Origin of the sequence: Actinomadura hibisca NBRC 15177 (assembly GCF_001552635.1) — a bacterium.
In the GTDB taxonomy this organism is placed as follows: Bacteria; Actinomycetota; Actinomycetes; order Streptosporangiales; family Streptosporangiaceae; genus Spirillospora; species Spirillospora hibisca.
Genome location: NZ_BCRO01000023.1, coordinates 1 through 23,174 on the forward strand (window position 1 = coordinate 1; position 23,174 = coordinate 23,174).

The following is a 23,174-nucleotide window of genomic DNA, read 5'->3' on the forward strand; positions in this document are numbered from 1 at the left end:
TCTACAGCCGACCGCCCAGCTCAGCCCCGCGCCCCTCGCCTGACCAGCGACCCCGGCCCCGCGCGGGTTTCTGCACCCGACCAACAACCCCTATCCCGCGCGGGGTTGGTGCAGATACCCAGCGACCCCAGCCCGTGCGGGTTTTCCGCACCAGAGCACCCACCTCAGCCCCGAGCCCCGCACCCAACCAATAACCCCAGCCCGCGCGGGTTTGTGCACTGGCCCAACCACCCCAGCTCACACGGGGTTTCTCCACGTGCCCAACAAGCCCAGCCCGTTATGCGCGGCATAGCGCGACCTGAGGTGAGAACCACGCCTGCCGGTGTCGCGCCCGGCTCGCTGCGCGAGCCGGGCGCGACACCGGCAGGCGGTAGGTGGGCGGCAGATGGTAGGCGGTGGCGAGTGATAGGCGGCGGGCGGCGGCAGTGGGCAGCACCAGCAGGCAGCAAGTCGTCCCTAAATCCAGCCCATCTCCTGCGCCGTCCGCACCACCGCCACCCGGTTCGACTCCCCCAGCTTCGCCATCGCCGACGACAAGTAGTTCCGCACCGTGCCCTCCGACAGATGCAGCAACGACGCAATGCGCGCCGTCTCCGTCCCCGCCCCCAGCAGCCGCAGAATCTCCCGTTCCCGCTCAGTCAGCGGGTTGTCCCCTGCCGCCATAGCGCTGGCCGCCAGCTCAGCGTCCAAATACCTACCGCCCGCGTGCACTTTCCGAATCGCCGCCGCCAGCTCCTCCGTCGGCGCGTCCTTCGCGATGAACCCCCGCACCCCCGCCGCCATCGCACGACGCAGATAGCCCGGCCGCCCCAAGCTCGTCAGCATGCACACCGCGCAGCGCGCCCCCGCCTCGTTCAGCCGCTCAGCCACGGTCAGCCCATCAGCGCCCGGCATATCGATATCCAGCACAGCCACGTCCGGATCATGCTCGGCCACCGCCGCCGCCACCTCGTCGCCCCGGCCGACTTCGACGACCACCTCCAGATCCGGCTCCAGGCCAAGCAGCGCCGCCACCGCGCCACGGATCAGGTGCTCGTCATCGGCCAGCAAGATACGGATCACGTCGTGACCCCACTCGCCCCGCTCGCCTTGCTCGTCCCATCCGGATCGACGGTCTCGGCAGCCCCTGCGGTCCCAGCGGCCTCGGCAGCCCCAGCTACATCACCACGCGGCATCGGAACCACCGCACGCAGCAGGAACCCATCCCGCCCCTGCGGACCAGCCGCGAAGGTGCCCCCCACCACCTCGATCCGCTCGCTCAGCCCCGCCAACCCCGACCCAGGCCCGTCCGCCGCCGCCGACGCCGCCAGCCCCAACCCGTCCGCCTCCACCGACGCCACCCGCGCCCCGTCATTGCTCATCTCCAGCACCACGGACCCACCGTAGAGCGACAGCGTGATCTCGCAGCGCCGGGCCTCGCTGTGCTTGATGATGTTGGTCGCGCCCTCGCGGATCACCCACGCCAGCACCGCCCGCACGTCGGCGGGCAGGTCCGCCGGCGGCACCGTCGCCTCGCAGCGCACCCCCGCCGCCTCCAGCACCGCCCGCACCCCCGCCAGCTCCGCGTCCAGCTCCACCGCCCGGTACCCCCGCACCGCCGCCCGCACCTCGCGCAGCGAGTCGCGGGCCGCGCGCCGTACGTCGGCCATCTCCGCCTTCGCCCGCTCCGGGTCGGCGTCCGCCATCCGGATCGCCAGCTCGCTCTTCACCGCGATCAGCGACAGGCTGTGCCCCAGCAGGTCGTGCAGGTCCCGCGAGAACCGCATCCGCTCCTCGGTCACCGCGACGCGTGCCAGCGCCTCGCGCGCCGAGTGGGCCTGCTGGTGCAGCTCCCACATCCGCCGCTGGTAGCGGTTGACGAACACCACCGCCCCGGCGACGGCCGTCAGCACGACGATGAGCAGCACCCCCAGGTACCAGCGGAACGGCCTGTCCCCGTCGTACAGGTACCGCGCGGCCAAGGTCGCGAGGACGCCGGTGACGACACCGGTGCCCACGCTCAGCACCACCAGCCCGCGCCGCGTCATCGGCGACAGCGCCACCGCCGACGCCATCCCGATCGGCACCGCCGCCCAGACCGGATGCACGAACATCATCAGCGCGGCCGGCACGGTCGCCGCGCCCGCGAGCGCCAGCTCGCGGCGGGACGCCCCGCCGCCCAGCCCCGCCCGTACCAGCCGCACGTAGAACCAGAAGGCCAGCAGCGCCGCGCCGACCGCCGCCGGGACCGTCCACACCGCGTTGTTCTTGCCGTCGAAGTGCTCCACGATGGTGATGACCATCGCGGGCAGCAATATCCCAGCCCCCGCGAACACGAAGGAACGATCGGTGATCCGCTGGTAGTTCTCCAGCCGTCGGCTGTCGAGTTCTTCCAGCCCGGCGGTGGTGGCGACGTCCATGGGCAACAGGTCCCTCCTTCCGGTCAGCGTAGCGATCAGCCGCGCCGGGGCTCCCAGCGGAACCAGCGCCTGGCCAGCATGCGGCCGGCCACGAGCCACACCGCCAGCACCAGGAACGAGCGGGCGACCGTGCCCCACCCCTCGAAGAACCCGACACCAGGGTGCGCGCCGTGCGAGAAGTAGTCCTGCCCGAAGTACGCCGTACGGGTGATCTCCACGACGGGGCTGAGCGGCAACCAGCGCGTCGCCTCCTGCACGGCCGGGGGCAGCGCCTCCAGCGGGAACATCACGCCCGCCGCCGCCATGCACGCGAACAGGATCGGCAGCACGGTGAGCTGGGCCATGTCGGCGTTGGGCGTGACGCCCGAGACCGCGAACGCCAGCAGCGCGAACACCGCGCCGCCGCCCACCAGCCCGGCCAGCAACATCAGCGGGTCGGCCGGAAAGCGGCCGCCGAACGCCACGCCCAGCGCCACCAGCAGCGCGACCGCCTGCACCAGGTACATCCCGGCGGCGGTGACGGTGCTGCCCGCCAGGATCTGCGCGTCCGACAGGGCGGTGCCGCGCAGCCGCTTGAGGGTGAGGTCCTCGCGGCGGGCCGTGAACACGTTCACCAGGTTCATGAACACCGCGAAGATCAGGAAGAAGCCGAGATGGCCGGTGCCCTGGTAGAGAGCCAGGTTGACGCCGTCGTCCATCGTCTGGCCCCGCATCGGGACCAGCAGGCCGACGAACAACAACGGCAGCCCGGCGACGGTGAACAGCGCGGTCCGGTTGCGCCACAACAACGTCAGGTCGAGACGGGCGACGCGCAGCACCCCCGTGACGGCGGAGGGCGCACCCGCGACCTCGGCGGTCTCAGCAGGGGCAGTGGCAGTCCGCAAGCTCATCGGCCAACTCCTTCAGCAGTCCGCAGGAAAACGTCTTCGAGGGAAGCGCTGCGCGCCTGCAACCCCTCCAGCGCCAAACCGTGCTCGTCCGCCCACCGCAACAACGCGTACAAGCCCGCCTGAAGCCCGGTGTCCGGGACGGTGTAGGTCGCCACGGCCCGGCCGCCCTCCACCGCGATGTCGGCGACGTTCCCCGCCAGCGCGGGCAGCTCGGCAACCGGCACGCGGTCGGGCACCCGGAAGCTGATCCGGTCGCCGTGCCCCGCCAGCACCTCCGCGACCGTCCCCGTGACCTGGATGCGGCCCCGGTGCATGATGGCCAGCCGGTCCGCGAGGTGCTCGGCCTCCTCCAGGTAGTGCGTGGTCAGCAGCACGGTGGTGCCGTCCGCGACCAGGTCGCGCACCACCTTCCAGGTGGCGTGGCGCGCCTCGGGGTCCATGCCGGTGGTGGGCTCGTCCAGGAACAACACGGCGGGACGGCCCAGCAGCGCGAGCGCCAGGTCGAGCCGCCGCTTCTGGCCGCCCGACAGCTGCCGCGTGCGCACCCCCGCCTGCTCGGCCAGCCCGACCAGGTCGAGGACCTGCGCGGCCGGGCGCGGCGCGGGCGTGAAGCCGCGCCAGTGCGTCACGGTCTCGGCGACGGTGAGGTCACCGAAGAAGCCGCCCTCCTGCAACATGATCCCCATGCGCGGCCGGACGGCGGCGCGCTGCTGGTAAGGGTCGTGGCCCAGCACGCGGACGGTGCCCGAGTGGGCGCGGCGGTGGCCTTCGAGGGTCTCCAGCGTGGTGGTCTTGCCCGCGCCGTTGGTGCCGAGCAGGGCGTACAGCTCGCCCGCGCGGACCTCGAAGGAGATCCCGGCGACCGCCTCGTGGTCCCCGTAGCGCTGGCGCAGGTCCGTCACCTGGATATCGGGTGCGTCGATCATGGCTACAGCCTCGCCCGGCACGCCCCCGGGCCGGTAGAAGCGGCCGTCACCGCTTCCGGCGACGCCTGTCAGCCCCGCGACATGACAGACGTCATGCCGCGCCTCCCCGCGCCTCCCCCTGTGCCTCCCCATGTCTCCTCTTGCGTCTCCCCGTGTCTCCTCTTGCGTCTCCCCTTCTCTCCCCCACGCCTCCCGGAACCTCCCCAGGCACGTCCACCAAGGTCACGCCCAGTACCGCCTAGAGCGCATGGCGTGGCCCGTCTACGCCAGCGACGGGAGGCCCGGCGACGCCCCGCGGCCTAGCGTTGGGCCACCGTTCCCGCAGGACAGGGCGAGGAGGCCACACATGCCCGCACCGATCCCCAACAAGGTCAACGCCTGGCAGGAGCACTGGCGGTTCTGCCGGAACTGCTTCAGCCTCTTCTGGAACAACGAGCCCAACGGCAACAAGGGCTTCTGCGCCTCGCCGAACGCCCCCGCCAGCAAGGGCCACGTGGCCGCGGGCTGGGACTTCTACGTCGCCGCCGACACCACCAACCCGCCCGGCGGCGGCTGATCGTCTCGGGGTCGTCGCCGCGCGGGGCATCGGGCAGACTGGGCGCCATGCGCGTAGCCCTGTGCCAGATCGAGGTCGGCGACGACCCCAAGGAGAACCTGCGGCGGATCACCGACGCGATCGCCGAGGCCGCCGCGACGCCCGGCGGCGTCGATCTCGCGGTGCTCCCCGAGGCCGCGCAGCTCCGGTTCGGCAACGACCTGGCCGCCGTCGCCGAGCCGCTGGACGGCCCCTTCGTCACCGCGCTGCGCGACGCCGCCCGCGCGCACGGCACCGCCGTCGTCGCGGGCATGTTCGAGCCCGCCGACGAGGGCCGCGTCTTCAACACCGTCGTGGGCGTCGGCGCGGACGGCGAACTCGCCGGGTCCTACCGCAAGCTGCACCTCTACGACGCGTTCGGCGACCGGGAGTCGGCGATGGTCGCGCCCGGCGACCGCCCGGTCGTGCTCGACCTGGCCGGTACCCGGATCGGCATCGTGACCTGCTACGACGTCCGGTTCCCGGAGCTGGCGCGGGCGCTGGTGGACGGCGGCGCGCAGGTCCTGGTGATCCCGGCCGCCTGGGGCCAGGGCGTGTTCAAGGAGGAGCACTGGACGACCCTGGTCCGGGCCCGCGCGATCGAGAACACCACCTGGGTGGTGGCCGTGGACAAGGCCCCCGACCGCACCGCGCCGCCCAAGGGCCTGCCCGGCGGGGTCGGCCGCAGCCAGCTCATCGACCCGATGGGCGTGGTGCTGGCCGACCTCGGGCCGTTCCCCGGCGTCCGGGTGGTCGAGCTGGACCCCGACGCCGCCGCGCGGGTGCGCAAGGTGCTGCCGTCGCTGGAGCACCGCCGCCGCGACGTGCTCTGATCCCCAGGCCCGACGGGGCTCAGTCGGCCACCGATCAGTCGGCCACCGAGACGACGTGCCCGACCGAGGCGTCCTCGGCGAGCAGGTCCAGCAGCGCGGTGGCCAGGTCGGCGCGGGTGATGCGGAGGCCGCCGCGTACGTTGAGGTCGGTCGCGCGCCGGTAGGTCCCCTTGGCGGGCTTGTCGATGAGCTGCGGCGGCCGCACGATCGTCCAGTCCAGGCCGCCCGCGCGCACCCGCCGCTCGGCCTCGGTCATGTCGGCGAACGCGTGCTTCAGCAGCTTCTGCACGATCAGCGGCTTGACCACGTACCGGGTGAGCGGGCCGTCCCCGGCGTCGGTGGCGAGGCCGCTGGCGCTGACCATCAGCAACCGCCGCGTCCCGGCCGCCTCCATCGCCGCCATGATCGACCGCACGCTGTCGGCGCAGACGGTGGTGGGCCGGTTGCCCTCGCGGCTGCCCATCGCGGTGATGACGGCGTCGCGTCCCTTGACGGCGGGCTCGATCGCGGCGGGGTCCATGACGTCGGCCCGGACCACCTCGGCCAGTCCGCGCAGGTCGGCCGGGAGCCGGGCGGGGTCGCGCACCACGGCGGTGACGGTGTGCCCGGCCGCGAGCGCCTGCCGCAGGACGTGCAGTCCGGTGCCGCCCGTGGCGCCGAAGACGGTGAGTCGCATGAGTGCCTCCCGAGGGGGTGAGTAAATGTTCACTCACCCCTAGAATGCGGAGAGGCACCCGCACTGTCAAGGGAGACGGCGACCGCACCGATGACCGCACCCACGACCGGCAACGCCCGCGAACGCATCCTCGACGCGGCGGCCGAGACCATGCGCACCAGGGGCGTGGCGCACGCGACCACCAAGGAGATCGCCCGCGCCGCCGGCTGCTCCGAAGCCCTCCTCTACAAACACTTCCGCGACAAGGAGGAGCTGCTCAAGCACGTCATGCGCGAGCGGCTGCCCTCCTTCGAGGAGGGCATGGCCCCGGGCACCGGCACCGTGGCGGGCAACCTGACCACGATCGCGCATGGCGCGCTGCGCTTCTACCAGCGGTCGTTCCCCATGATGGCGTCGATGGTCGCGCAGCCCAGCCTGATGGAGGCGGCGCGCGACCGGATGAGCCGGTACGACGCCGGGCCGAAGCACCCGGTCCGCTTCCTCGCCGCCTACCTCAGCGGCGAGCGCGAGCTGGGCCGGATCGGGGCCGCCGCCGATCCGGAGGCGCTGGCGGCGCTGCTGATGGGGGCCTGCTTCCAGCAGGGCTTCCTGCACTACTTCACGGCCGGTCCCGACGGGCCGGACGTGCCCGAGTCGGTGGCCGCCGACCTGGTGGACGCGCTGCTGCCCGCGCTGCACCTGCCGTCGACGGGCTAGACGGCGGGGCGGCGCACCCGCTGGACCAGCAGGAACACCACGCCGAGCACCAGCCACACCAGCCCGACGACCTTGGCCAGCGGACTCGCCAGCACGATGATCCAGATCGCCACGGCCGCGCCCAGCACCGGCACGGCCAGGTGCCGCGACCACGCCCGGCTGCCCTTGCGCCGCACGAAGTAGCCGACCACCGAGGCGTGCAGCATGGTGAAGGCCGCCAGCGCGCCGATGTCCACGATCGACACCAGCACGTCCAGGCCGTCGTCGCGGCGCGCCGCCCACACCGACACCACCAGGGTGAGCGCGGCGGTGGTGAGCAGCGCGGTGCGCGGCACGCGCGAGCGTTCGTCCACCTTCGACAACGCGCCGGGCAGGCCCCGGTCGCGCGCCATGCCGTACAGCAGGCGGGAGGCGGCGGCCACGGCCGTCATCGCCGAGAACGCCGGGCCGATCCCCTTGACGACCGCGAACGCCTTGGAGAGCCACGGCCCGATCGCCGCGTCCGTCATCGTGTAGAACGCGGTGCCCTGGTTGGCGGGCCGGGCGGCCAGCTCCTGCGGCGTCATCGGCATGAGCAGCCCGGCCAGGTAGGTCTGCACCACGAACAGCAGGCCCGCCAGCACCAGGCAGAACAGGATCGCGCGCCCGACCTGCCGGGAGTCGCCCGCGTTCTCCTCGGCGAACGAGGCGATCGCGTCGAAGCCCAGGTAGGACAGCACCGCCACCGACACCGCGCCCATCACCAGCGTGAGCGAGGAGCCGCCCGTGCCGAGGAACGGCGCGTCCCACGGCCGCGCCGGGCCCTCCACCGCCAGCGCGACGAGCGAGGCGACCACGAACACCACCAGCAGCACGACCTCCACCACGATCACCACGAAGCCGACGCGCGCGGCGATCCGCACCCCGGCCAGGTTGACCGCCGTGGTGATCGCGAACGCGACCACGGTGAACACCCACGCCGGGACCGACGGCACCACCGAGTGCAGCGCGATCCCGCAGAACAGGTAGGCCACCGACGGGATCAGCAGGTAGTCCAGCATCGCCAGCCAGCCCGCCAGGAACCCGGCGGGACGGCCGAGCCCGGCGCTGGCGTAGGCGAACACCGACCCGGCGTGCGGGATCTCCCGCGACATCGCGGCGTAGGAGTAGGCGGTGAAGCCCATCGCGATGGTGGCAATGACGTAGACGGCCGCGACCGCGCCGACGCTCTTGGCGTCCAGCACGCCGTACACGCCGACCGGGGCCAGCGGCCCGATGAACAACAACCCGTAGACGATGAGGTCGCGCAGCGAGAGGCTGCGGCTCAACTCCCCGGTGCGTCCGTCGCCCCCGGACGGCCCGGCACCCGGCCGCCCGCCGCCCCCGGACGGCCCGCCGTCCGCTCCTCGCCCGGTGTTCCCGCTCCGCATGGCGTCCCCCAAGACCTGTCCGCGAGCACCTGACCCGCCCGCGGCGGAGCGGGCGGCGTCAAATAAGATCGTTACATACGGTGGCGCGACCGATACCGCACGGGTCCGATCATGGGCCGGTGAACGCCGTCCCCCGCGCGCCCGCGTTTCAGAACAGCGACGTTTGCCGTGGTAAGGACGTCATTTACCGGGAGTGGACATGTCCATTCTCCGGACCCGCCGATTCCCGCGCCATGACGGGCGTGCGCTTTAATGTCGGGGTTCCCTCACGGAAGGTTGACCATGGTTTCTGAGCTGTTCGACGCGGCGGCGTGGAAGGAAGTCGAGGGCTTCGACTTCACCGACATCACCTACCACCGGGCCATCGAGCACGGCACGGTGCGCATCGCCTTCAACCGGCCCGAGGTCCGCAACGCCTTCCGCCCCCACACCGTGGACGAGCTCTACCGCGCCCTCGACCACGCCCGCCTCACCGGCGACGTCGGCTGCGTCATCCTCACCGGCAACGGCCCCTCCCCCCGCGACGGCGGCTGGGCCTTCTGCTCCGGCGGCGACCAGCGCATCCGCGGCAAGGACGGCTACAAGTACGCCGAGGGCGAGACGGCCGAGACCATCGACCCCGCCCGCGCCGGACGCCTGCACATCCTGGAGGTGCAGCGCCTGATCCGCTTCATGGGCAAGGTCGTCATCTGCGTGGTGCCCGGCTGGGCCGCCGGTGGCGGGCACAGCCTGCACGTGGTCGCCGACCTCACGCTCGCCAGCCGCGAGCACGCCCGCTTCAAGCAGACCGACGCCGACGTGGCCAGCTTCGACGGCGGTTTCGGCTCGGCGTACCTGGCCCGCCAGGTGGGCCAGAAGTTCGCCCGCGAGATCTTCTTCCTCGGCGACACCTACAGCGCCGACGACGCCCACCGCATGGGCATGGTCAACGCCGTCGTCCCGCACGCCGAGCTGGAGGCCACCGCACTGGAGTGGGCCCGCAAGATCAACGGCAAGAGCCCCACCGCCCAGCGCATGCTCAAGTTCGCCTTCAACATGATCGACGACGGGCTGGTCGGCCAGCAGGTGTTCGCCGGGGAGACCACCCGCCTGGCCTACGGCACCGACGAGGCCGCCGAAGGGCGCGACTCCTTCCTGGAGAAGCGCGACCCGGACTGGTCGCCCTACCCCTGGTACTAGCGGTAAGGGAAAAGGGCGAAGGAATGGAAACGGCCGAACTCTCCGGCCATTTCCCCTAAGCTTTCCGGCCATGGCCGCTCTGCCCGTTCCGTCGTTCGGTGACTACCTCCGGCATCTGCGCGCGCACTCCCCCGCGAGTGAGGCGAAAGGCGGCCGCCTCAGCCGTACCGAGGTGGCCGCGGGCGCGTTTCTGAGCGTCGGTTATGTCATCAAGCTCGAACAGGGCACGGCGGAGAATCCGTCGCCGGAGGCGGTGGAGCGGCTCGCCGAGACGCTGGGCGTCAGCGCGGTGCAGCGCCGGCACCTGCACGACCTGGCGCTCTACCGGCCGTCGCAGCAGGCCGCCGCCGACCGCGCGGCGGGCACGCCCATCACGCCGGTGATGGAGGAGGCCGCCGACAACCTCCTGCCGCAGTTGTGCGGGTACATCGACGACCTGTGGAACGTCCTGTACTGCAACGACGAGTACGCCCGGATGTTCCGGCACATCACCAAGGCGGGCAACGTCCTGCGCTGGTTCTTCGAGGTCCCGGAGTCCCGCTCGATCATGGTCGAGTGGGACTCCGAGGCCCGGCTGACCGTCGCCTGGTTCCGGGCCCTGATGGTCCGCCGGGCCGGTGACGCGCGGTTCGGCGAGCTGCTGGAGGAGCTGTCGCGCAATCCCGAGTTCACCCGGATGTGGCTGGACCGCGACATCTTCATGGGGCGGCACTCGCCCTACATGTTGCTGCGCGACCTGGACCAGGGCCGGGACGTGCGGCTGCTCGCCCAGGTCTACGCGTGGCCGGACCCGACGCAGGCCGTCCAGATGTTCCTCGGCATCAGGACCGAGAGGCGGCCCTGAGCCCAGGCGGCGGCCTCAGGTCAGCTCGCCCGCCAGGAAGCGCGCCAGCAGGTCGTTGACCTCCTTGGGGTGGGTGATCGGCGGCGAGTGCGCGGCCCCCTCCACGATCTGGACGTCGGTGGCTCCGGGCAGTCCCTCGCGCAGCGCCCGCATGCGCTCCGCCGGGATCGACCGGTCCTCCGAGCCCCGCACCAGGAGCGCGGGGCAGGTGATCTCCGCCAACTGGCCGGTGACGTCGTCCCGCTCCAGCAGGCAGGCCACCGGCGTGCCGAGGGGCAGGTGCGGGGCCGCCTGCCACTTACGCACCCAGTCCGCGGCGGCCGGGTGGTCGCCGATGAGCTGCGCGGCCAGGCCGGTGACGAGCTCCTCGACCGGGCCGTTGGCGGCGAGCGCGTCGAACAGCCCCTGGTAGGCGACCTTGTCGCCGGGGTCGCAGGGGTGCGACTCGGTGTCGAACAGGACCAGCCGGTCGATGCGCTCGGGGGCCAGGAGCGCCGCCCGCAACGAGATGAAGCCGCCCTGCGAGACGCCGCCGACGGTCGCGGTCGCGATGTCCAGCGCGTCCATCAGCCCCAGCAGGTCCCGGGCGGAGTCCCAGTAGGTGAACGGGACGCCGTCGTCGGGGGTGCCGCCGTGCCCGCGGGCGTCCCAGGTGACCACCCGGTGGCCGGGGGCGAGGCCGTCCGCCTGGCCCTGGAACATGGTGCCGTCCAGGAAGTAACCGTGGGCGAGGACAATTGCGGGACCGTCGCCGCCGCTGTCCGAATAGGACAGGTCGCGGCCGTTGGCGCGAAGGATGGCCAAAATTTCCTCCAGGTCGTGGTGGCCCTCAGTATGGTGTACCTTTTCGGCCCGATTCAAGCGCGGGGTGAGATTCTCAGACCAATTCCGTCAGGTCGCCGAAGCCGCCGCCGGGGCCTCCGGCGGAGCCATGCTGAACTCAGCGATCGGCCGCTTTGCCTTCGACCCCGCTGACCTGGAACGCCTTGCCCGTAGGGCTTACCGGCGGGTGCTACTGCTGGGGGTACCCCTGCCAGTAGCACTTGTCGCCCCATTCGGGCGAGTGCAGAATGGGCCTTCCGTTTGCGGGGACGGCTGACACGCCGAGTCTTCCCAGTCAAGCCGTCCGGTAGGGGTGAGCCGATGGCCGAAGGTCGAGTCCGGTCCGGAATTGACACGTTGAAAGCCAGTCCGGCCCGGGTCTATGACTATCTCCTCGGCGGCAAGGACAATTTCGAGGCGGACCGCGCGCTGGTCGACAGGCTCGCCGCCGTCCTCCCCGACGTCCGGCGGGCGGCCCGCGCCAACCGCGCCTTCGTGGGCCGCGCCGTCGCGGAGGCGGCTGCTGCCGGCGTCACCCAGTTCCTCGATCTCGGGGCCGGCCTGCCCGTCAAGGAGAACGTGCACGAGATCGCGCGGCGGCGGCGTCCGGCGGCCTCGGTGGTCTACGTCGACCACGACCCCATGGTGGTCAGCCACGCCCGCGCCCTGTTACAGGCCGACGAGGGCGTCACCGTGATCGAGGCGGATCTGCGGCGGCCCGGCGCGCTCCTGTCCGACACCGAACTGGCGCGGCGCATCGACTTCGACCGCCCGGTCGCCGTCCTGCTGGCGGCCTGCCTGCACTTCGTGCCCGACGAGGACGACCCCGCCGGGATCGTCGCCGCCTTCACCCGGGATCTGGCCCCCGGCAGCCGCCTGGTGATCTCGCACTGGAGCGGCGGGCCCGACCCCGTCGCCGACGCGGCGGCCCGCAACGCCTACCGGCGCGCGGCGACGGCGCCGCTCGTCGATCGCGACCCGGCGTGGATCCGGGCCCTGTTCGCCGGGTTCGACCTGCTCGGTCCCGGGCTGGCGGACGTGCTGGACTGGCGGGCCGTGCCGTCCGGCGGCGGTGCGGGGTCGTCGTTCCGGCTGCTCGCGGGTGTCGGCCGCCGTCCGGGCTAGACGGCCAGCCGAAAACTAGGCGCGGTCGCGTTCCCGTACGAAGTCGATGTCCTCCGGAGCGCGGCCGGGCCACGACAGCCGGGTCGGCGCGGGCGGCGTCTCGGCGATCAGGCGGCCGTGCGCGACGACATGGCTGGGCCGGGTCTGGCGGCGGACGGCGTCGAACGGCGACGACGCGGGCAGCACCACGAACGACGCGGGCCGCCCCGGCTCGATCCCGTACCGGTCGCCCAGCGACAACACGCGGGCGGCGCGCTCGGTCACCATCGCGTACGCCTCGGCGATCTCGGCGGCCCCGGTGAGCTGCGCGGCGGCGATCCCGGTCAGCGCGACCTGGAGGGGGAAGGCGGTGCCGAGCGGGAACCAGGGGTCCATGACATCGTCGTGGCCGAACGCCACGTTGACGCCCGCGCCGAGCATCTCCTTGACCTGGGTGAGGCCGCGCCGCTTGGGGTAGTCGTCGAAGCGGCCCTGGAGGCACAGGTTGGCGAGGGGGTTGCACACCAGGTTGATGCCGGAGCGGGCCAGGACGCGCTGGAGCTTGTAGGAGTAGGCGCCGTTGTAGGAGCCCATCGCGGTGGTGTGGGAGGCGGTGGCGCGGGAGCCGAGGCCGCCGCGCCGGGCGAGGGTCGCCAGGACCTCCACGAAGCGGGACTGCTCGTCGTCGATCTCGTCGCAGTGCGTGTCCAGCAGCAGGCCGTGCCGCTGGGCGACGTCGAAGGCGATCTCCAGCGAGCGCACGCCGTCCTCACGGGTGTCCTCGAAGTGCGGGATCGCGCCGATGACGTCCACACCGCGCCGGGCGGCCTCCTCCAGCAGCTCCGGGCCGTTCTCGAAGGAGACGATCCCTTCCTGCGGGAAGGCGACGAGCTGGAGGTCGATGACGTCGCGGACCTGCTCGCGGACCTCGATCATCGCGTCCAGCGCGACCAGCCCGGGGTCGGTGACGTCCACGTGGCTGCGCACGTGCAGCACGCCGTTGGCGGCGTACCAGCGCAGCACCTCCGACGCGCGGGAGACCACGTCGTCGCGGGTCAGGGTCGCCTTGCGCTCGCTCCAGACCGCGATGCCCTCCCACAACGAGCCGGAGGCGTTCCAGCGCGGCTCCCCGGCGGTGAGGGTGGTGTCCAGGTGGACGTGCGGCTCCACGAACGGCGGGCTGACCAGCGCGTCCGCGGCGTCGAGGAAGGTCTCCCCCTTCCCCTGCCCGGCGGGCAGCACGCGCCCGAAGCGCGCGCCGTCGATCTCGACGTCGTGGACGCCCTCGCGGCCGTACAGGCGGGCGTTACGCAGCAGCTTCACGAGGGGTCCCCTTCCGGCGCGACAGCAGCAGGTACAGGCCCCCGGCGACCACCGACCCGGCCAGCCAGGACAGGTCGACGCCGCCGAGGGCGGAGGCGGCGGGGCCCTTGAGGGCGGCGGGCACGCCGTACTGGAAACACCAGGTGGCGAACGCGCCCAGCAGGAACGACACGAGCGCGTCCCAGCGGAAGTCGCCGAGCCGCGAGCGGCCGGGCGGGTCGTAGAGCGCGGCGATGTCCACGTCCTGCCGCTTGACGACGTAGAAGTGCACGGCCATCACCGCCGCCCACGGCACCACCCAGGTGACCAGGCCCGCCAGCCAGGCGTCCAGGGTGTGCGCGAAGTCCTCCTGGAAGATCAGCAGGATCGTGAACACGGTGGCGAACGCGCCGACGGCGTAGGAGACCGCGCGCCGCGACACCTTCCAGTCCAGCGTCTGGGCGCAGAGCGAGCAGGAGTAGACGTTCAGGATGTTGGTGGCGATCGGGCCGTGCACCACCAGCAGCAGCACCGGGATGGCCAGCGCGCCGAAGGAGTCCACGATGAGCTTGCCGGGGTCGGTGGTCCGGCTGACGGTGGCCAGCGACGCGCCGAGCACACCGAGCCACACCACCGGCAGGAACTGGCCGAGCACGCTGGCGGCGTAGAGCCGGGCGCGCGGCACCGAGCGCGGCACGAACCGCGAGTAGTCCGAGGCGTAGGCGAACCAGGTGATGCCCCAGCCGACGCCGATCGCGGTCATGACGGTCGTCATCGCCGACAGCCGCTTCGAGCCGGTCAACCCCTCGCCCGCGAAGTCCCAGCGCACGCCGGTCTTGGTCCAGGCGACGACGGTCATGGCGGCGAGCACGACCAGCGTGATCGGAACGGTCCACTTCTCGAACGCGGCGATCGCGCCGAAGCCGGAGGCGGCGATCCACACCTGCAACCCCATGATCACCAGCACCACGACGATCTTCACGCCGGTGCCGCCGTCGACGCCGAGCTGGCCCAGCAGCGCCATCACCAGGTCCAGCACGATCCAGGTGTTCACCGCGCACCAGCCCGCCGACATGACCCCCTGGAGGGCGGCCGGGAGGTAGGCGCCGCGGCGGCCGAACGCCGAGCGGGCCAGCACCATCTGGGTGACGGCGGTGCGCTGCCCCATCAGGACGAACAGCCCGAACACCGACATGCCGATCAGGTTGCCGAGCACCAGCACCGTGATCGTGTCGGCCAGGCTCAGCCCGAGCTTGATGCCGAGCGCGCCGAGCACCCAGTTGATGGGGGCGATGTTGGCGCCCGACCAGATCCAGAACTGGCTGAGGGCGCCGGAGCGGCGGGCGCCGTCGGGCACCGGCTCCAGGGAGTGCGCGGCGTCGCCGCCGGCGGGCGCGGCCGTGGGTGAGGTTGACATCGATCATCACGATAGCGGCCGACGCGTCCGGCACTTCCCCCGAGGTCGGCTATTTGCGCAGGTCGGCGCGGGGCGACGCGCGAGATAGGCGAATGGGGCCACGTTCCCGAACACCCTCGGTAGCCTCGGGGGAGCAGACGGGGAAGGGGGCCGCGGGCGATGAGGGCACACACCCGGGCGGGGAGCGCCGCCGGGGACGCCGCCGGGGACAGCGCCGGGGACGCCGTTCCCCCGCCCGGCACCCCGGCCCTGGAGTTCGGCGGCGACCTGACGGCGGTGTGCGAGTTCGTGGCGGCGCAGGCCGCCCGGCACGGCGTGTTCGGCAACCGGGCGGCGCTGCTGGTGGTGGCGGCCGGGGAGGTCGCCGCGCACCTGATGGGGCACGGGATGACGCGCTACGGCGCGGCGGTGCTGGTGTGGCCGCAGCAGGCGGCGCTGGTGTGCCGGCTGCACACCGCCGCCGAGGCGGCGGTGCCCGCGCGGATCGCCGCGCGGCTGCGCGGCCAGGTGGAGATCGTGGTGCGGGGCGCGGACGTCACCCTGCGGGTGCCGGTCCCGGTCGTGCCCCGGGAAGCCGGGTCTTGACGACCTTGCCCATGGCGTTGCGCGGCAGCTCCCCCACCAGGTGCACCGTGCGCGGCCGCTTGTGCGCCGACAGCCGGGCCGCGACGAAGTCGGTCAGCTCCGGGCCGGTCGCGCCCTCGGCCACCACGTAGGCGGTGACCTGCTCGCCGAGGTCGGCGTGCGGGGTGCCGACGACGGCGGCCTCGCGGACGGCCGGGTGCGCCAGCAGCGCGTCCTCCACCTCGCCCGCGCCGATCCGGTAGCCGCCGCTCTTGATGAGGTCGGTGGAGGCGCGGCCGACGATGCGGTGCCAGCCGTCGGGGGCGACGGTGGCGATGTCGCCGGTGCGGAACCAGCCGTCGGCGGTGAAGGCGGCGGCGGTGGCCTCGGGGCGGCCCAGGTAGCCGGAGAACACCATCGGCGCGCGCACGTGCAGCTCGCCGGGCGTCTCGCCGTCGGCGGGGACCGCGCCGCCGTCCTCGGCGACCAGCCGTGTTTCCACGCCCGGCAGCGGCAGGCCGACCTGTCCGGGGCGCCGGTCGCCGTCGGCGCGGGCGCTGACGGTGATGAGGGTCTCGGTCATGCCGTACCGCTCGACGGGGCGGTGCCCGGTCAGCGCGGCCAGCCGCTCGAACACCGGGACGGGCAGCGGCGCGCTGCCCGACACCAGCAGCCGCGTGCCGCGCAGCGCCTCGGCGGCGGCGGGGTCGGCGGCGATCCGCGACCAGACGGTGGGCACGCCGAAGTAGAGCGACCCGCCCGCCGCCGCGTACAGCTCGGGCTTGGGGCGGCCGGTGTGGACCAGCGGCGAGCCGACGCGCAGCGGGCCGAGCACGCCGAGGACCAGGCCGTGCACGTGGAACAGCGGCAGGCCGTGCACCAGCACGTCGCCGGGCGTCCAGGCCCACGCCTCGGCGAGCGCGTCGAGCCCGGCGGCGATGGCGGCGCGGGTGACCGGCACGCCCTTGGGCGCGCCGGTGGTGCCGCTGGTGTAGAGGATCAGCGCGGCGGCGTCGCCGGAGGGCGAGGCGGCGGTGGGCGTGTTTCCGCTGGTCAGGTCATCCACCGGCACGACGGGCGGTTCGCCGTCGGCCGCCTCGTACGCGCCGCGCGCGGCCAGCAGCAGGGCCGCGCCGGAGTCGCCGAGGATGTGGCCGCGCTCGTCAGGGCCGGAGTCGGGCGGCAGCGGGACGACCGGCACCCCGGCCAGCAGGCCGCCGACCACCGCGACGACCGTTTCGAGGGTCGCGGTGGCGTGCACCGCGACGGCGGGCGCGCCCGCGATCTCGGCGGCGACCGCGCCCGCCCGCGCCATCAGGTCGGCGCGCGACAGGGCGCGCCCGGCGACGCGCAGGGCGTCCCCCCGGTCGTCGGCCGTGGTGCCGAGCAGATCCATCACGCGTTCCCCTCCTGGTCGTCCAGCCACGCCAGCACGGCGTCGGTGTGCTCGCCGAGCAGCGGCGGGGCGGTGTGCTCGCGCGGGGGCTCGCCGTCGAAGCGCAGCGGCGGGCCGGGCAGCTCGATCCGGCCGAGCTGGGGGTGGTCCACCTCCACGACGAGCCCCTGCGAGCGGGTCTGCGCCCATTCGTACACCTCGTCGATGCGGCGGATCGACCCGGCGGGCACCCCGGCGGCGTCGAGCCGGGCCAGCCACTCGGCGCGGGTGCCGTCCGCCAGGGCCCGCTCGACGTCGGCGGTCAGCTCCGCCCGCCGCCGCGCCCGGTCGGGGATGGTGGCGTAGCGGGGGTCGTCGGGGTCCAGGCCGACCAGCGGCGCGAACCTCCGCCACAAACTCTGGTTGGCCACGCCGATCTGGATCTGCCCGTCGGCGCAGCGGAAGGTGCCGTAGGGCGCGATCGAGGGGTGGTCGTTGCCGACCGACTCCGGGACGTCCTTGGCGACGGTCCAGCGGGTGCCCTGGAACATGTGCGCGCCCACCACCGAGGCCAGCAGCGAGGTCCGCACCACGCGGCCCCGGCCGGTGCGGGTGCGCTCGTAGAGGGCGGCCAGCACCCCGGCGACGCCGTTCTGGGCGGCCAGGATGTCGGCGATGGACAACCCCACCTTGCTGGGCGTGCCGGGCGGCCCGGTGACGCTCATGATCCCGGCCTCGCCCTGCACGATCGCGTCGTAGCCGGGCCGCCCGCCCTCGGGCCCGTCGTGCCCGAACCCGGTGATCGACAACACCACCAGGCGCGGGTTGATCTCGTGCAGCCGCTCCACGCCGAGGCCGAGCCGGTCCATCACGCCGGTGCGGAAGTTCTCCACCAGCACGTCGGCGCGCTCCACCAGCCGGGCCAGCACCGCGCGGCCGTGCTCGGTCTTCAGGTCCAGCTCCACCGACTCCTTGCCGCGGTTGACCGACAGGTAGTAGGTGGAGACCTGCTCGGGCCCGGCGAACGGCGGGCCCCAGCCGCGCGTCTCGTCGCCGGTCCCCGGCCGTTCGATCTTGATGACGCGGGCGCCGAGGTCGGCCAGCGCCATCGTCGCGTGCGGGCCGGCCACCACCCGGCTGAGGTCGACCACCAGGACGTCGTCGAGCGGACCGGGCAAGGACATGCTCCTTAGCGGGCAGCGCCCGGCAAAGGCCGGGACCGGGAGGCGTTTCCTCCTGGAAGTATGCCTTCGGTGGCTTACCTGACGCTGACCCACCCGGCCCTCGCCGATCATGTGCGGGGCCTGCCGCCGTCCTGCGGGCCGGTGCGGGTGGTGGCGGTCGACGGGCCGAGCGCGGCGGGCAAGTCCACGTTCGCGCCCCGCCTGGCCGCCGCGCTGGGGGACGCGCCGCTGGTGCGCTCCGACGACTTCCGCGTGCCGTGGGACGCCGACCCGCTCACCTGGTGGGAGCCGCTGCGCGCCGCCGTGCTGGACCCGCTGGCCGCCGGGCGTCCGGGCCGGCTGCGCCGCTACGACTGGCGGGCCGACGCCTACGGCCCGCCCGAGGAGATCCCCATGGCCCCGGCGCCGGCCCCGGTGCTGGTCCTGGAGGGCGTCGGCGCGGCCTGGCGCGGGTCGCCGGCCGCCTACCGGATCTGGGTCGACGCGCCGCGCGCCGTGCGCCGCGCCCGCGCGCTGGCCCGCGACGGCGCGGACTGGGCCGGGGCCTGGGACGGATGGGCCGACCGCGAGGCCCGCCACTTCGCCGCCGACCGGACCGCCGAGCGGGCCGATCTCGTCGTGGACGGCACCACCGCCGAAGCCGACGGGTTCCGCGCGAGAATCCCCCACGCGGACGAGGCGGGCAGGCTACTGTGAGTGCGCACCCGATTCCGCCCTGCCCCTGCGGGTCGCTGGCAGCGGAGGTCTCCGCAGGTGTTCCCCTATAGCCGAGCCCATCGCAGGACGATGAGCGCGGACGTCGTGGCGGGCGCGTTGCGGTCCAGCGCGCGGGCGGCCGGGGTCACGGGCACCGGGCTGATCCTGCTCAACGGCGACGCCCCGCACGCCATCGGCGGCAGCGACGTGGACGCCGCGCGCCTGGAGCGCGCGCAGATCGCCCTGGGATCGGGTCCCGCCTTCCGCTGCATGGTCGGCGGCAAGCCGGTCGCGGTGTGCGACCTGCCCACCGGGTACCCCGACGGCCACCCCGAACTGGCCCCCTACACCGGGCCGGTGCACGCGGTGTTGTCGGTGCCGATCCGCGTCCGCGGCCTGGTCTCGGGCTCGCTGGACCTGTACGACCACCGGCCGCATCCCTGGTCGCGCCGCCAGATCGGCACCGCGCGCGGGCTCGCCGACGTCATGGCCGACATGCTCTTCCTGCTGGCGGCCCAGCGCGCCCCGGTGTCGGCCTCCCTTCCCGGGGTAACCCCCTGACGCTCGCGTTCCGGAAGCCCCCGACGACTCTCCGCCACGGCGATCAGGAAGGCCCCCATCATGCACATCGACCCGGAGGCGCTGGACGCCAGCCTCCGCGCGCTACGCCACGCGCCGCGCGAACCCGACCTGGAGCGCGCCCTCGGCACGGTCGTGCAGGCCGTTCAACGGATCTTCGGGTGCGACGGCGCGGGACTGATGTTCACCGACCCCTCCGGCGCGCTGCGCTACGTCACCGCCACCGACGAGCTGGGCCGCGGCCTGGAGGTCGTGCAGGCCGAGCTGGGCGAGGGGCCCTGCGTGGAGGCCTACCTGCGGGCCCGGGTGGTGAGCTGCGACGACCTGACCGGGGACCGGCGCTGGCCGGTGCTGGCGCGCCGGCTGAACGGCGCGGCCCGGGTGCGCGGGGTGCTGGCCGCGCCGGTGCGGCTGGCCGGCACGCCCGTCGGCTGCCTCAACCTGTACGCGACCGAGCCGCGGCCGTGGGACGGCGCCGACCGCCGCTCCCCCGGCCGGCACGACGCCGACCGGCACGCCCTGGCGGCCTACGCCGAGCTGATCGAGCAGACCATCGCGGCGTCGCTGGCCGCCGAGCACACCGGGGCGCTGGCCCGCCAGCTCGAACACGCGCTGCACAGCCGGGTCATGATCGAGCGGGCGATCGGCTTCCTGATGGCCGACCGGGGCGTGGACGCCGGGGAGGCGTTCGAGCGCTTGCGCCGCGAGGCGCGCAGCGGCCGCCGCCGCGTCGCGCACGTCGCGGCCGAGCTGCTGGGCGAGCCGATCACCGACGCCTGATCGACGATCTTGGCCGCCTGACCGGCGAAGATCCCGGAATCGGCCCGCATCAGATGCCCTCCCGGCGGGTACCTTGCCACCAACATCATCTAGCTCGGCGGGCCTCGGGTCCCGGGCTTCTCGCAGGGTGGGCACAGTGCGCGGTAGCGATCGTCGGTACGCCGTCGGAGTCCTGCTGGCGGTCGGGTTGACCGCCACGGCCTGCACGGGCGACTCCTCCAACAAGGCCGGTGGTGGTGACGCGCCCGCCCCGGTACCGCCCGCGCAGGTCGCGATCACACCGGCCCAGAACGCCACGAAGGTGCGGCCGGACAAGGGCGTCGTCGTGAAGGCGGCGGGCGGCACGCTCGACACCGTGCGCGTCACCGCCAAGGGCAAGGAGATCGTGGGCGCGTTCAACGCCCAGCGCACCGAGTGGCGGTCCAAGTGGACGCTCGCGCCGTCGACCGAGTACCAGGTGAACGCCACCGCCAAGAACCCCTCCGGCACCCCGGCGCAGGCGGCCAGCACCTTCAAGACGCTCAAGCCGGAGGAGACCGTCCAGGCGTCGCTGGACTGGATCCTGGAGGGCAACCAGGGCAGGAAGTACGGGGTCGGGACGCCGATCGTCCTCAACTTCGACCGCGAGGTGCGCAACAAGGAGCAGGTCGAGAAGGCGCTGGAGGTGAAGGCGGCCAAGCCCGTCGAGGGGGCCTGGCGCTGGGTCGACGACCAGCAGGTCGTCTACCGCACCAAGTCGTACTGGCCCGCCCACCAGAAGGTCACGCTCACCGCGCACCTGGCCGGGGTGCGGGCCGCCAAGGACGTGTACGGGACCAAGGACCTCACGCGCTCCTTCCAGATCGGCGCGTCCCGGATCTCCACCATCGACCTCAAGAAGCACAGGATGACGGTGAAGGTGGACGGCCGCCAGGTGCGCAAGGTCCCGGTCAGCGGCGGCAACGGCAGCACGCGGGAGTTCACCACCACCAGCGGCGTGCACCTGGCGATGGAGAAGGACAACCCCACCCGGATGATCTCGCCGGGCCGCAAGAAGGGCGACCCTGGCTACTACGACCTGCTGATCAACTACGCGGTGCGGTTCTCCAACAGCGGCGAGTACCTGCACCAGACCAGCGGCGAGGAGTACTGCCTCGGCAAGGACAACTGCAGCCACGGCTGCGTGCGGCAGCCCGCCTCCGACGCCCGCTGGTTCTACCGGACGGTGCAGCCCGGCGACGTCATCGTGGTGAAGGGCACCCGCCGCGACGTGGAATGGAACAACGGCTGGTCGTTCTGGGAGATGCCCTGGAACAAGTGGAAGCAGGACAGCTCGGCGGTGTAGTCGTGTAGTCCTCAAGCCGACGTTCATGGCGCGTTCCAAAAACCGGGAGGCAACTCTCAGGGACGCCCCAAGGAACGTCCAGCCCCGGAGCGCACGCTCGTGGTGACGACCGGTGCCGAGCCGGTCACCCACCGGGGGATCTCATGGGGAGAGTCCACGACAGCGAGCAGACCGGGGAGTTCCACCCGATCGGGCCCGACGGCCCAGGACGACGGCCGCCGCCGCGGCAACGCGGCCTGATCCTGCTGGCGGCGCTGGGCGCGGTGCTGCTGGTGGCCGTTCCGGCCGCCGTCACGTTCGTCGACTGGGGCGCGCCCGCCCGCAACGCCGCGCCGGGTTCGGCGCGCAGCGGGCCCGTCGTCGGCGGCGGGGGCGCCACGGCCGCCTGGCCCTCGTGGGGCATGACCCACACCCAGAACACGGTGCCGCCCGACGGCGACGCCGCTCCGCAGCGCGCGGCGCTGGCCGGGCAGCCCATCGCGCAGAACCAGGCCGTCATGGGGTGGGGCGCGTCCAACCCCGAGCCCTCCCCCGGCCGCTTCGACTTCCGGTCGCTGGACCAGCGCGTCCAGCTGATCCGCGACACCAAGGGCACGCCGGTCATCACGTTGTGCTGCGCGCCCGACTGGATGAAGGGCGGCACGGCCGGGCAGACCGACTGGACGTCCATCGAGACCGCGCCGACCGCCGCCCACTACGACGACTTCGCGGCGCTGGCGGGCCGGGTCGCCGCCCGCTATCCGGACGTGCGGCACTTCCTGGTCTGGAACGAGTTCAAGGGGTTCTGGAACCAGCGCGCCAACGCCTGGGACCACGTCGCCTACACCAGCCTCTACAACAAGGTGTACGCGGCGGTGAAGAAGGCCAACCCGAAGGCCCGCGTCGGCGGTCCCTACCTGCCGATGGACAGCAACCCGCCTGGTCAGGGGCCGCCCAGCGAGCTGACGGGGACGTGGGGCAGCGTCGATCCGCGCGTGCTCGCCTCCATGCGGTACTGGCTGAAGAACAAGGCGGGCGCGGACTTCCTGGTCGTGGACGGCGCGTCGCTGCCCGGCGAGCCCGGCGACCCGGGCGCGCCCGACGCCGCCGTGAACCCGGTGACGGCCCTGGCGAAGTTCTCGGCGGTCACCAAATGGTTGCGCGCCCAGAGCGGCGACGACCTGCCGGTGTGGTGGGCCGAGTGGTACATCCAGCCCAAGGGCGTCACCTGGTCCGACGAGCGGCTCGGCGCGATGCAGACCGCCGTGATGATCGAGTTCGTGCGGGGCGGGGCCTCGGCGGCGTTCTACTGGAGCCCGCAGACCACGACCACCCGCGACTGCGTCGGCTGCCTGTGGTCGGGGACGGCGGCGGGCAACCGCGGCACCCCGACGCTGGCGATGTTGCAGAACTTCACCCGCTGGTTCCCGCCCGGCACGCCGCTGGCGGCGGTGACCTCCTCGAACCCGGCGGTGCACGTGCTGGCGCAGCCTCGGCAGATGGTCGCGGTCAACACCGGCGGCAAGCCCGCCAGGTCGACCATCAACGGGCGCGCCCTCGACCTCGGCCCCTACGAGATCCGCTGGGTTCCCTGGTGAGGGCCGTCCCCCATCACGCCGGGT

23 protein-coding genes are annotated in these 23,174 nt (G+C 73.1%); 12 read left to right on the top strand and 11 right to left on the bottom strand.

Annotation, left to right across the window (positions count from 1 at the left end):
* Window positions 1-456: 456 nt before the first annotated feature.
* From AH6_RS11230 to AH6_RS11245, 4 genes are read right to left on the bottom strand one after another with little or no spacing between them, the layout of a single operon-like run.
* Window positions 457-1,062: a response regulator transcription factor gene (locus AH6_RS11230; protein ID WP_067477994.1), complete on the bottom strand. Its 606-nt coding sequence runs from the start codon at window positions 1,060-1,062 to the stop codon at window positions 457-459.
* Window positions 1,059-2,399 carry a sensor histidine kinase gene (locus tag AH6_RS46575; RefSeq protein WP_067477997.1) on the bottom strand — a complete coding sequence of 447 codons (1,341 nt, stop codon included), beginning with the start codon at window positions 2,397-2,399 and terminating at the stop codon, window positions 1,059-1,061. The genes AH6_RS11230 and AH6_RS46575 overlap by 4 nt, the downstream gene beginning before the upstream one ends.
* A gap of 35 nt (window positions 2,400-2,434) precedes the next feature.
* A complete protein-coding gene (locus tag AH6_RS11240; protein ID WP_067478000.1) occupies window positions 2,435-3,289 on the bottom strand; it encodes an ABC transporter permease in 855 nt (284 codons plus the stop codon).
* Window positions 3,286-4,215: an ABC transporter ATP-binding protein gene (locus AH6_RS11245; RefSeq protein WP_067478003.1), complete on the bottom strand. Its 930-nt coding sequence runs from the start codon at window positions 4,213-4,215 to the stop codon at window positions 3,286-3,288. The genes AH6_RS11240 and AH6_RS11245 overlap by 4 nt, the downstream gene beginning before the upstream one ends.
* Window positions 4,216-4,561: 346 nt before the next feature.
* Here AH6_RS11245 and AH6_RS11250 point away from each other — a divergent pair, with 346 nt between their 5' ends.
* Window positions 4,562-4,771, top strand: a complete 210-nt coding sequence (locus AH6_RS11250; protein ID WP_067478006.1) for a hypothetical protein — start codon at window positions 4,562-4,564, stop codon at window positions 4,769-4,771.
* A gap of 47 nt (window positions 4,772-4,818) precedes the next feature.
* On the top strand, window positions 4,819-5,622 hold the full coding sequence (locus AH6_RS11255) for a carbon-nitrogen hydrolase family protein (protein WP_067478008.1): 804 nt from the start codon (window positions 4,819-4,821) through the stop codon (window positions 5,620-5,622).
* A 34-nt stretch (window positions 5,623-5,656) separates the two neighbouring features.
* Here AH6_RS11255 and AH6_RS11260 read toward each other — a convergent pair whose 3' ends face one another.
* Window positions 5,657-6,298 (bottom strand): NAD(P)-dependent oxidoreductase, encoded by a 642-nt coding sequence (locus AH6_RS11260; protein ID WP_067478010.1) that lies wholly within the window; start codon window positions 6,296-6,298, stop codon window positions 5,657-5,659.
* 90 nt (window positions 6,299-6,388) lie between these two features.
* Between AH6_RS11260 and AH6_RS11265 the strand changes: the two genes are divergently transcribed.
* Window positions 6,389-6,994 carry a TetR/AcrR family transcriptional regulator gene (locus tag AH6_RS11265; protein ID WP_067478015.1) on the top strand — a complete coding sequence of 202 codons (606 nt, stop codon included), beginning with the start codon at window positions 6,389-6,391 and terminating at the stop codon, window positions 6,992-6,994.
* Here the strand turns inward: AH6_RS11265 and AH6_RS11270 are convergent.
* The gene (locus tag AH6_RS11270; protein ID WP_067478018.1) at window positions 6,991-8,301 is read right to left on the bottom strand and encodes an APC family permease; all 1,311 of its coding nucleotides are present in this window, start codon (window positions 8,299-8,301) and stop codon (window positions 6,991-6,993) included. The genes AH6_RS11265 and AH6_RS11270 overlap by 4 nt on opposite strands.
* A 384-nt stretch (window positions 8,302-8,685) precedes the next feature.
* Between AH6_RS11270 and AH6_RS11275 the strand changes: the two genes are divergently transcribed.
* Both AH6_RS11275 and AH6_RS11280 read left to right on the top strand, forming a co-directional pair.
* A complete protein-coding gene (locus AH6_RS11275; RefSeq protein ID WP_067478020.1) occupies window positions 8,686-9,582 on the top strand; it encodes a 1,4-dihydroxy-2-naphthoyl-CoA synthase in 897 nt (298 codons plus the stop codon).
* Between the two features lie 70 nt (window positions 9,583-9,652).
* On the top strand, window positions 9,653-10,426 hold the full coding sequence (locus AH6_RS11280) for a helix-turn-helix transcriptional regulator (protein ID WP_067478025.1): 774 nt from the start codon (window positions 9,653-9,655) through the stop codon (window positions 10,424-10,426).
* A 15-nt stretch (window positions 10,427-10,441) separates the two neighbouring features.
* Here the strand turns inward: AH6_RS11280 and AH6_RS11285 are convergent, their stop codons facing one another.
* On the bottom strand, window positions 10,442-11,230 hold the full coding sequence (locus tag AH6_RS11285; RefSeq protein ID WP_067478026.1) for an alpha/beta fold hydrolase: 789 nt from the start codon (window positions 11,228-11,230) through the stop codon (window positions 10,442-10,444).
* A 339-nt stretch (window positions 11,231-11,569) separates the two neighbouring features.
* On the opposite strand from AH6_RS11285, the gene AH6_RS11290 reads away from it, so the two are divergent.
* A complete protein-coding gene (locus AH6_RS11290; protein ID WP_067478030.1) occupies window positions 11,570-12,373 on the top strand; it encodes an SAM-dependent methyltransferase in 804 nt (267 codons plus the stop codon).
* Between the two features lie 15 nt (window positions 12,374-12,388).
* On the opposite strand, the gene codA is transcribed toward AH6_RS11290, so the two are convergent.
* Window positions 12,389-13,675 carry a cytosine deaminase gene (gene codA / locus AH6_RS11295; protein WP_067478031.1) on the bottom strand — a complete coding sequence of 429 codons (1,287 nt, stop codon included), beginning with the start codon at window positions 13,673-13,675 and terminating at the stop codon, window positions 12,389-12,391.
* Window positions 13,659-15,071, bottom strand: coding sequence for a purine-cytosine permease family protein (locus AH6_RS11300; protein ID WP_067478033.1), 1,413 nt, complete (start codon window positions 15,069-15,071; stop codon window positions 13,659-13,661). The genes codA and AH6_RS11300 overlap by 17 nt, the downstream gene beginning before the upstream one ends.
* A 159-nt stretch (window positions 15,072-15,230) precedes the next feature.
* On the opposite strand from AH6_RS11300, the gene AH6_RS11305 reads away from it, so the two are divergent.
* On the top strand, window positions 15,231-15,656 hold the full coding sequence (locus AH6_RS11305; RefSeq protein ID WP_067478036.1) for a sensor histidine kinase family protein: 426 nt from the start codon (window positions 15,231-15,233) through the stop codon (window positions 15,654-15,656).
* Here AH6_RS11305 and AH6_RS11310 read toward each other — a convergent pair.
* The gene (locus AH6_RS11310) at window positions 15,607-17,031 is read right to left on the bottom strand and encodes an acyl-CoA synthetase (protein ID WP_067478038.1); all 1,425 of its coding nucleotides are present in this window, start codon (window positions 17,029-17,031) and stop codon (window positions 15,607-15,609) included. The two genes, AH6_RS11305 and AH6_RS11310, sit on opposite strands and share 50 nt — an antisense overlap.
* Window positions 17,031-18,194: a CaiB/BaiF CoA transferase family protein gene (locus tag AH6_RS11315; protein WP_067478040.1), complete on the bottom strand. Its 1,164-nt coding sequence runs from the start codon at window positions 18,192-18,194 to the stop codon at window positions 17,031-17,033. Before AH6_RS11315 ends, AH6_RS11310 begins: the two co-directional genes overlap by 1 nt.
* A gap of 60 nt (window positions 18,195-18,254) precedes the next feature.
* On the opposite strand from AH6_RS11315, the gene AH6_RS11320 reads away from it, so the two are divergent.
* The 5 genes from AH6_RS11320 (at window position 18,255) to AH6_RS11340 (ending at window position 23,150) form a co-directional block, all read left to right on the top strand.
* The gene (locus AH6_RS11320) at window positions 18,255-18,890 is read left to right on the top strand and encodes a uridine kinase family protein (RefSeq protein WP_083982629.1); all 636 of its coding nucleotides are present in this window, start codon (window positions 18,255-18,257) and stop codon (window positions 18,888-18,890) included.
* Window positions 18,891-18,980: 90 nt separating this feature from the next.
* Window positions 18,981-19,451 (top strand): GAF domain-containing protein, encoded by a 471-nt coding sequence (locus AH6_RS11325; RefSeq protein WP_067478042.1) that lies wholly within the window; start codon window positions 18,981-18,983, stop codon window positions 19,449-19,451.
* Window positions 19,452-19,511: 60 nt separating this feature from the next.
* On the top strand, window positions 19,512-20,249 hold the full coding sequence (locus AH6_RS11330) for a GAF and ANTAR domain-containing protein (protein ID WP_067478045.1): 738 nt from the start codon (window positions 19,512-19,514) through the stop codon (window positions 20,247-20,249).
* 136 nt (window positions 20,250-20,385) lie between these two features.
* The gene (locus tag AH6_RS11335; RefSeq protein ID WP_067478047.1) at window positions 20,386-21,573 is read left to right on the top strand and encodes a L,D-transpeptidase; all 1,188 of its coding nucleotides are present in this window, start codon (window positions 20,386-20,388) and stop codon (window positions 21,571-21,573) included.
* A 143-nt stretch (window positions 21,574-21,716) separates the two neighbouring features.
* The gene (locus AH6_RS11340; protein ID WP_157431409.1) at window positions 21,717-23,150 is read left to right on the top strand and encodes a glycoside hydrolase family protein; all 1,434 of its coding nucleotides are present in this window, start codon (window positions 21,717-21,719) and stop codon (window positions 23,148-23,150) included.
* Window positions 23,151-23,174: the final 24 nt, after the last annotated feature.

Excerpts from the sequence above, each read along its gene's own strand:
- AH6_RS46575 (WP_067477997.1), bottom strand. The coding sequence starts at position 2,399 with ATGGACGTCGCCACCACCGCCGGGCTGGAAGAACTCGACAGCCGACGG.
- AH6_RS11340 (WP_157431409.1), top strand. The coding sequence starts at position 21,717 with ATGGGGAGAGTCCACGACAGCGAGCAGACCGGGGAGTTCCACCCGATC.
- AH6_RS11250 (WP_067478006.1), top strand. The coding sequence starts at position 4,562 with ATGCCCGCACCGATCCCCAACAAGGTCAACGCCTGGCAGGAGCACTGG.
- AH6_RS11275 (WP_067478020.1), top strand. The coding sequence starts at position 8,686 with ATGGTTTCTGAGCTGTTCGACGCGGCGGCGTGGAAGGAAGTCGAGGGC.
- AH6_RS11320 (WP_083982629.1), top strand. The coding sequence starts at position 18,255 with ATGCCTTCGGTGGCTTACCTGACGCTGACCCACCCGGCCCTCGCCGAT.
- AH6_RS11330 (WP_067478045.1), top strand. The coding sequence starts at position 19,512 with ATGCACATCGACCCGGAGGCGCTGGACGCCAGCCTCCGCGCGCTACGC.
- AH6_RS11245 (WP_067478003.1), bottom strand. The coding sequence starts at position 4,215 with ATGATCGACGCACCCGATATCCAGGTGACGGACCTGCGCCAGCGCTAC.
- AH6_RS11315 (WP_067478040.1), bottom strand. The coding sequence starts at position 18,194 with ATGTCCTTGCCCGGTCCGCTCGACGACGTCCTGGTGGTCGACCTCAGC.
- AH6_RS11265 (WP_067478015.1), top strand. The coding sequence starts at position 6,389 with ATGACCGCACCCACGACCGGCAACGCCCGCGAACGCATCCTCGACGCG.
- AH6_RS11325 (WP_067478042.1), top strand. The coding sequence starts at position 18,981 with ATGAGCGCGGACGTCGTGGCGGGCGCGTTGCGGTCCAGCGCGCGGGCG.
- AH6_RS11240 (WP_067478000.1), bottom strand. The coding sequence starts at position 3,289 with ATGAGCTTGCGGACTGCCACTGCCCCTGCTGAGACCGCCGAGGTCGCG.
- AH6_RS11310 (WP_067478038.1), bottom strand. The coding sequence starts at position 17,031 with ATGGATCTGCTCGGCACCACGGCCGACGACCGGGGGGACGCCCTGCGC.
- AH6_RS11290 (WP_067478030.1), top strand. The coding sequence starts at position 11,570 with ATGGCCGAAGGTCGAGTCCGGTCCGGAATTGACACGTTGAAAGCCAGT.
- AH6_RS11260 (WP_067478010.1), bottom strand. The coding sequence starts at position 6,298 with ATGCGACTCACCGTCTTCGGCGCCACGGGCGGCACCGGACTGCACGTC.
- AH6_RS11280 (WP_067478025.1), top strand. The coding sequence starts at position 9,653 with ATGGCCGCTCTGCCCGTTCCGTCGTTCGGTGACTACCTCCGGCATCTG.
- AH6_RS11305 (WP_067478036.1), top strand. The coding sequence starts at position 15,231 with ATGAGGGCACACACCCGGGCGGGGAGCGCCGCCGGGGACGCCGCCGGG.
- AH6_RS11300 (WP_067478033.1), bottom strand. The coding sequence starts at position 15,071 with ATGTCAACCTCACCCACGGCCGCGCCCGCCGGCGGCGACGCCGCGCAC.
- AH6_RS11255 (WP_067478008.1), top strand. The coding sequence starts at position 4,819 with ATGCGCGTAGCCCTGTGCCAGATCGAGGTCGGCGACGACCCCAAGGAG.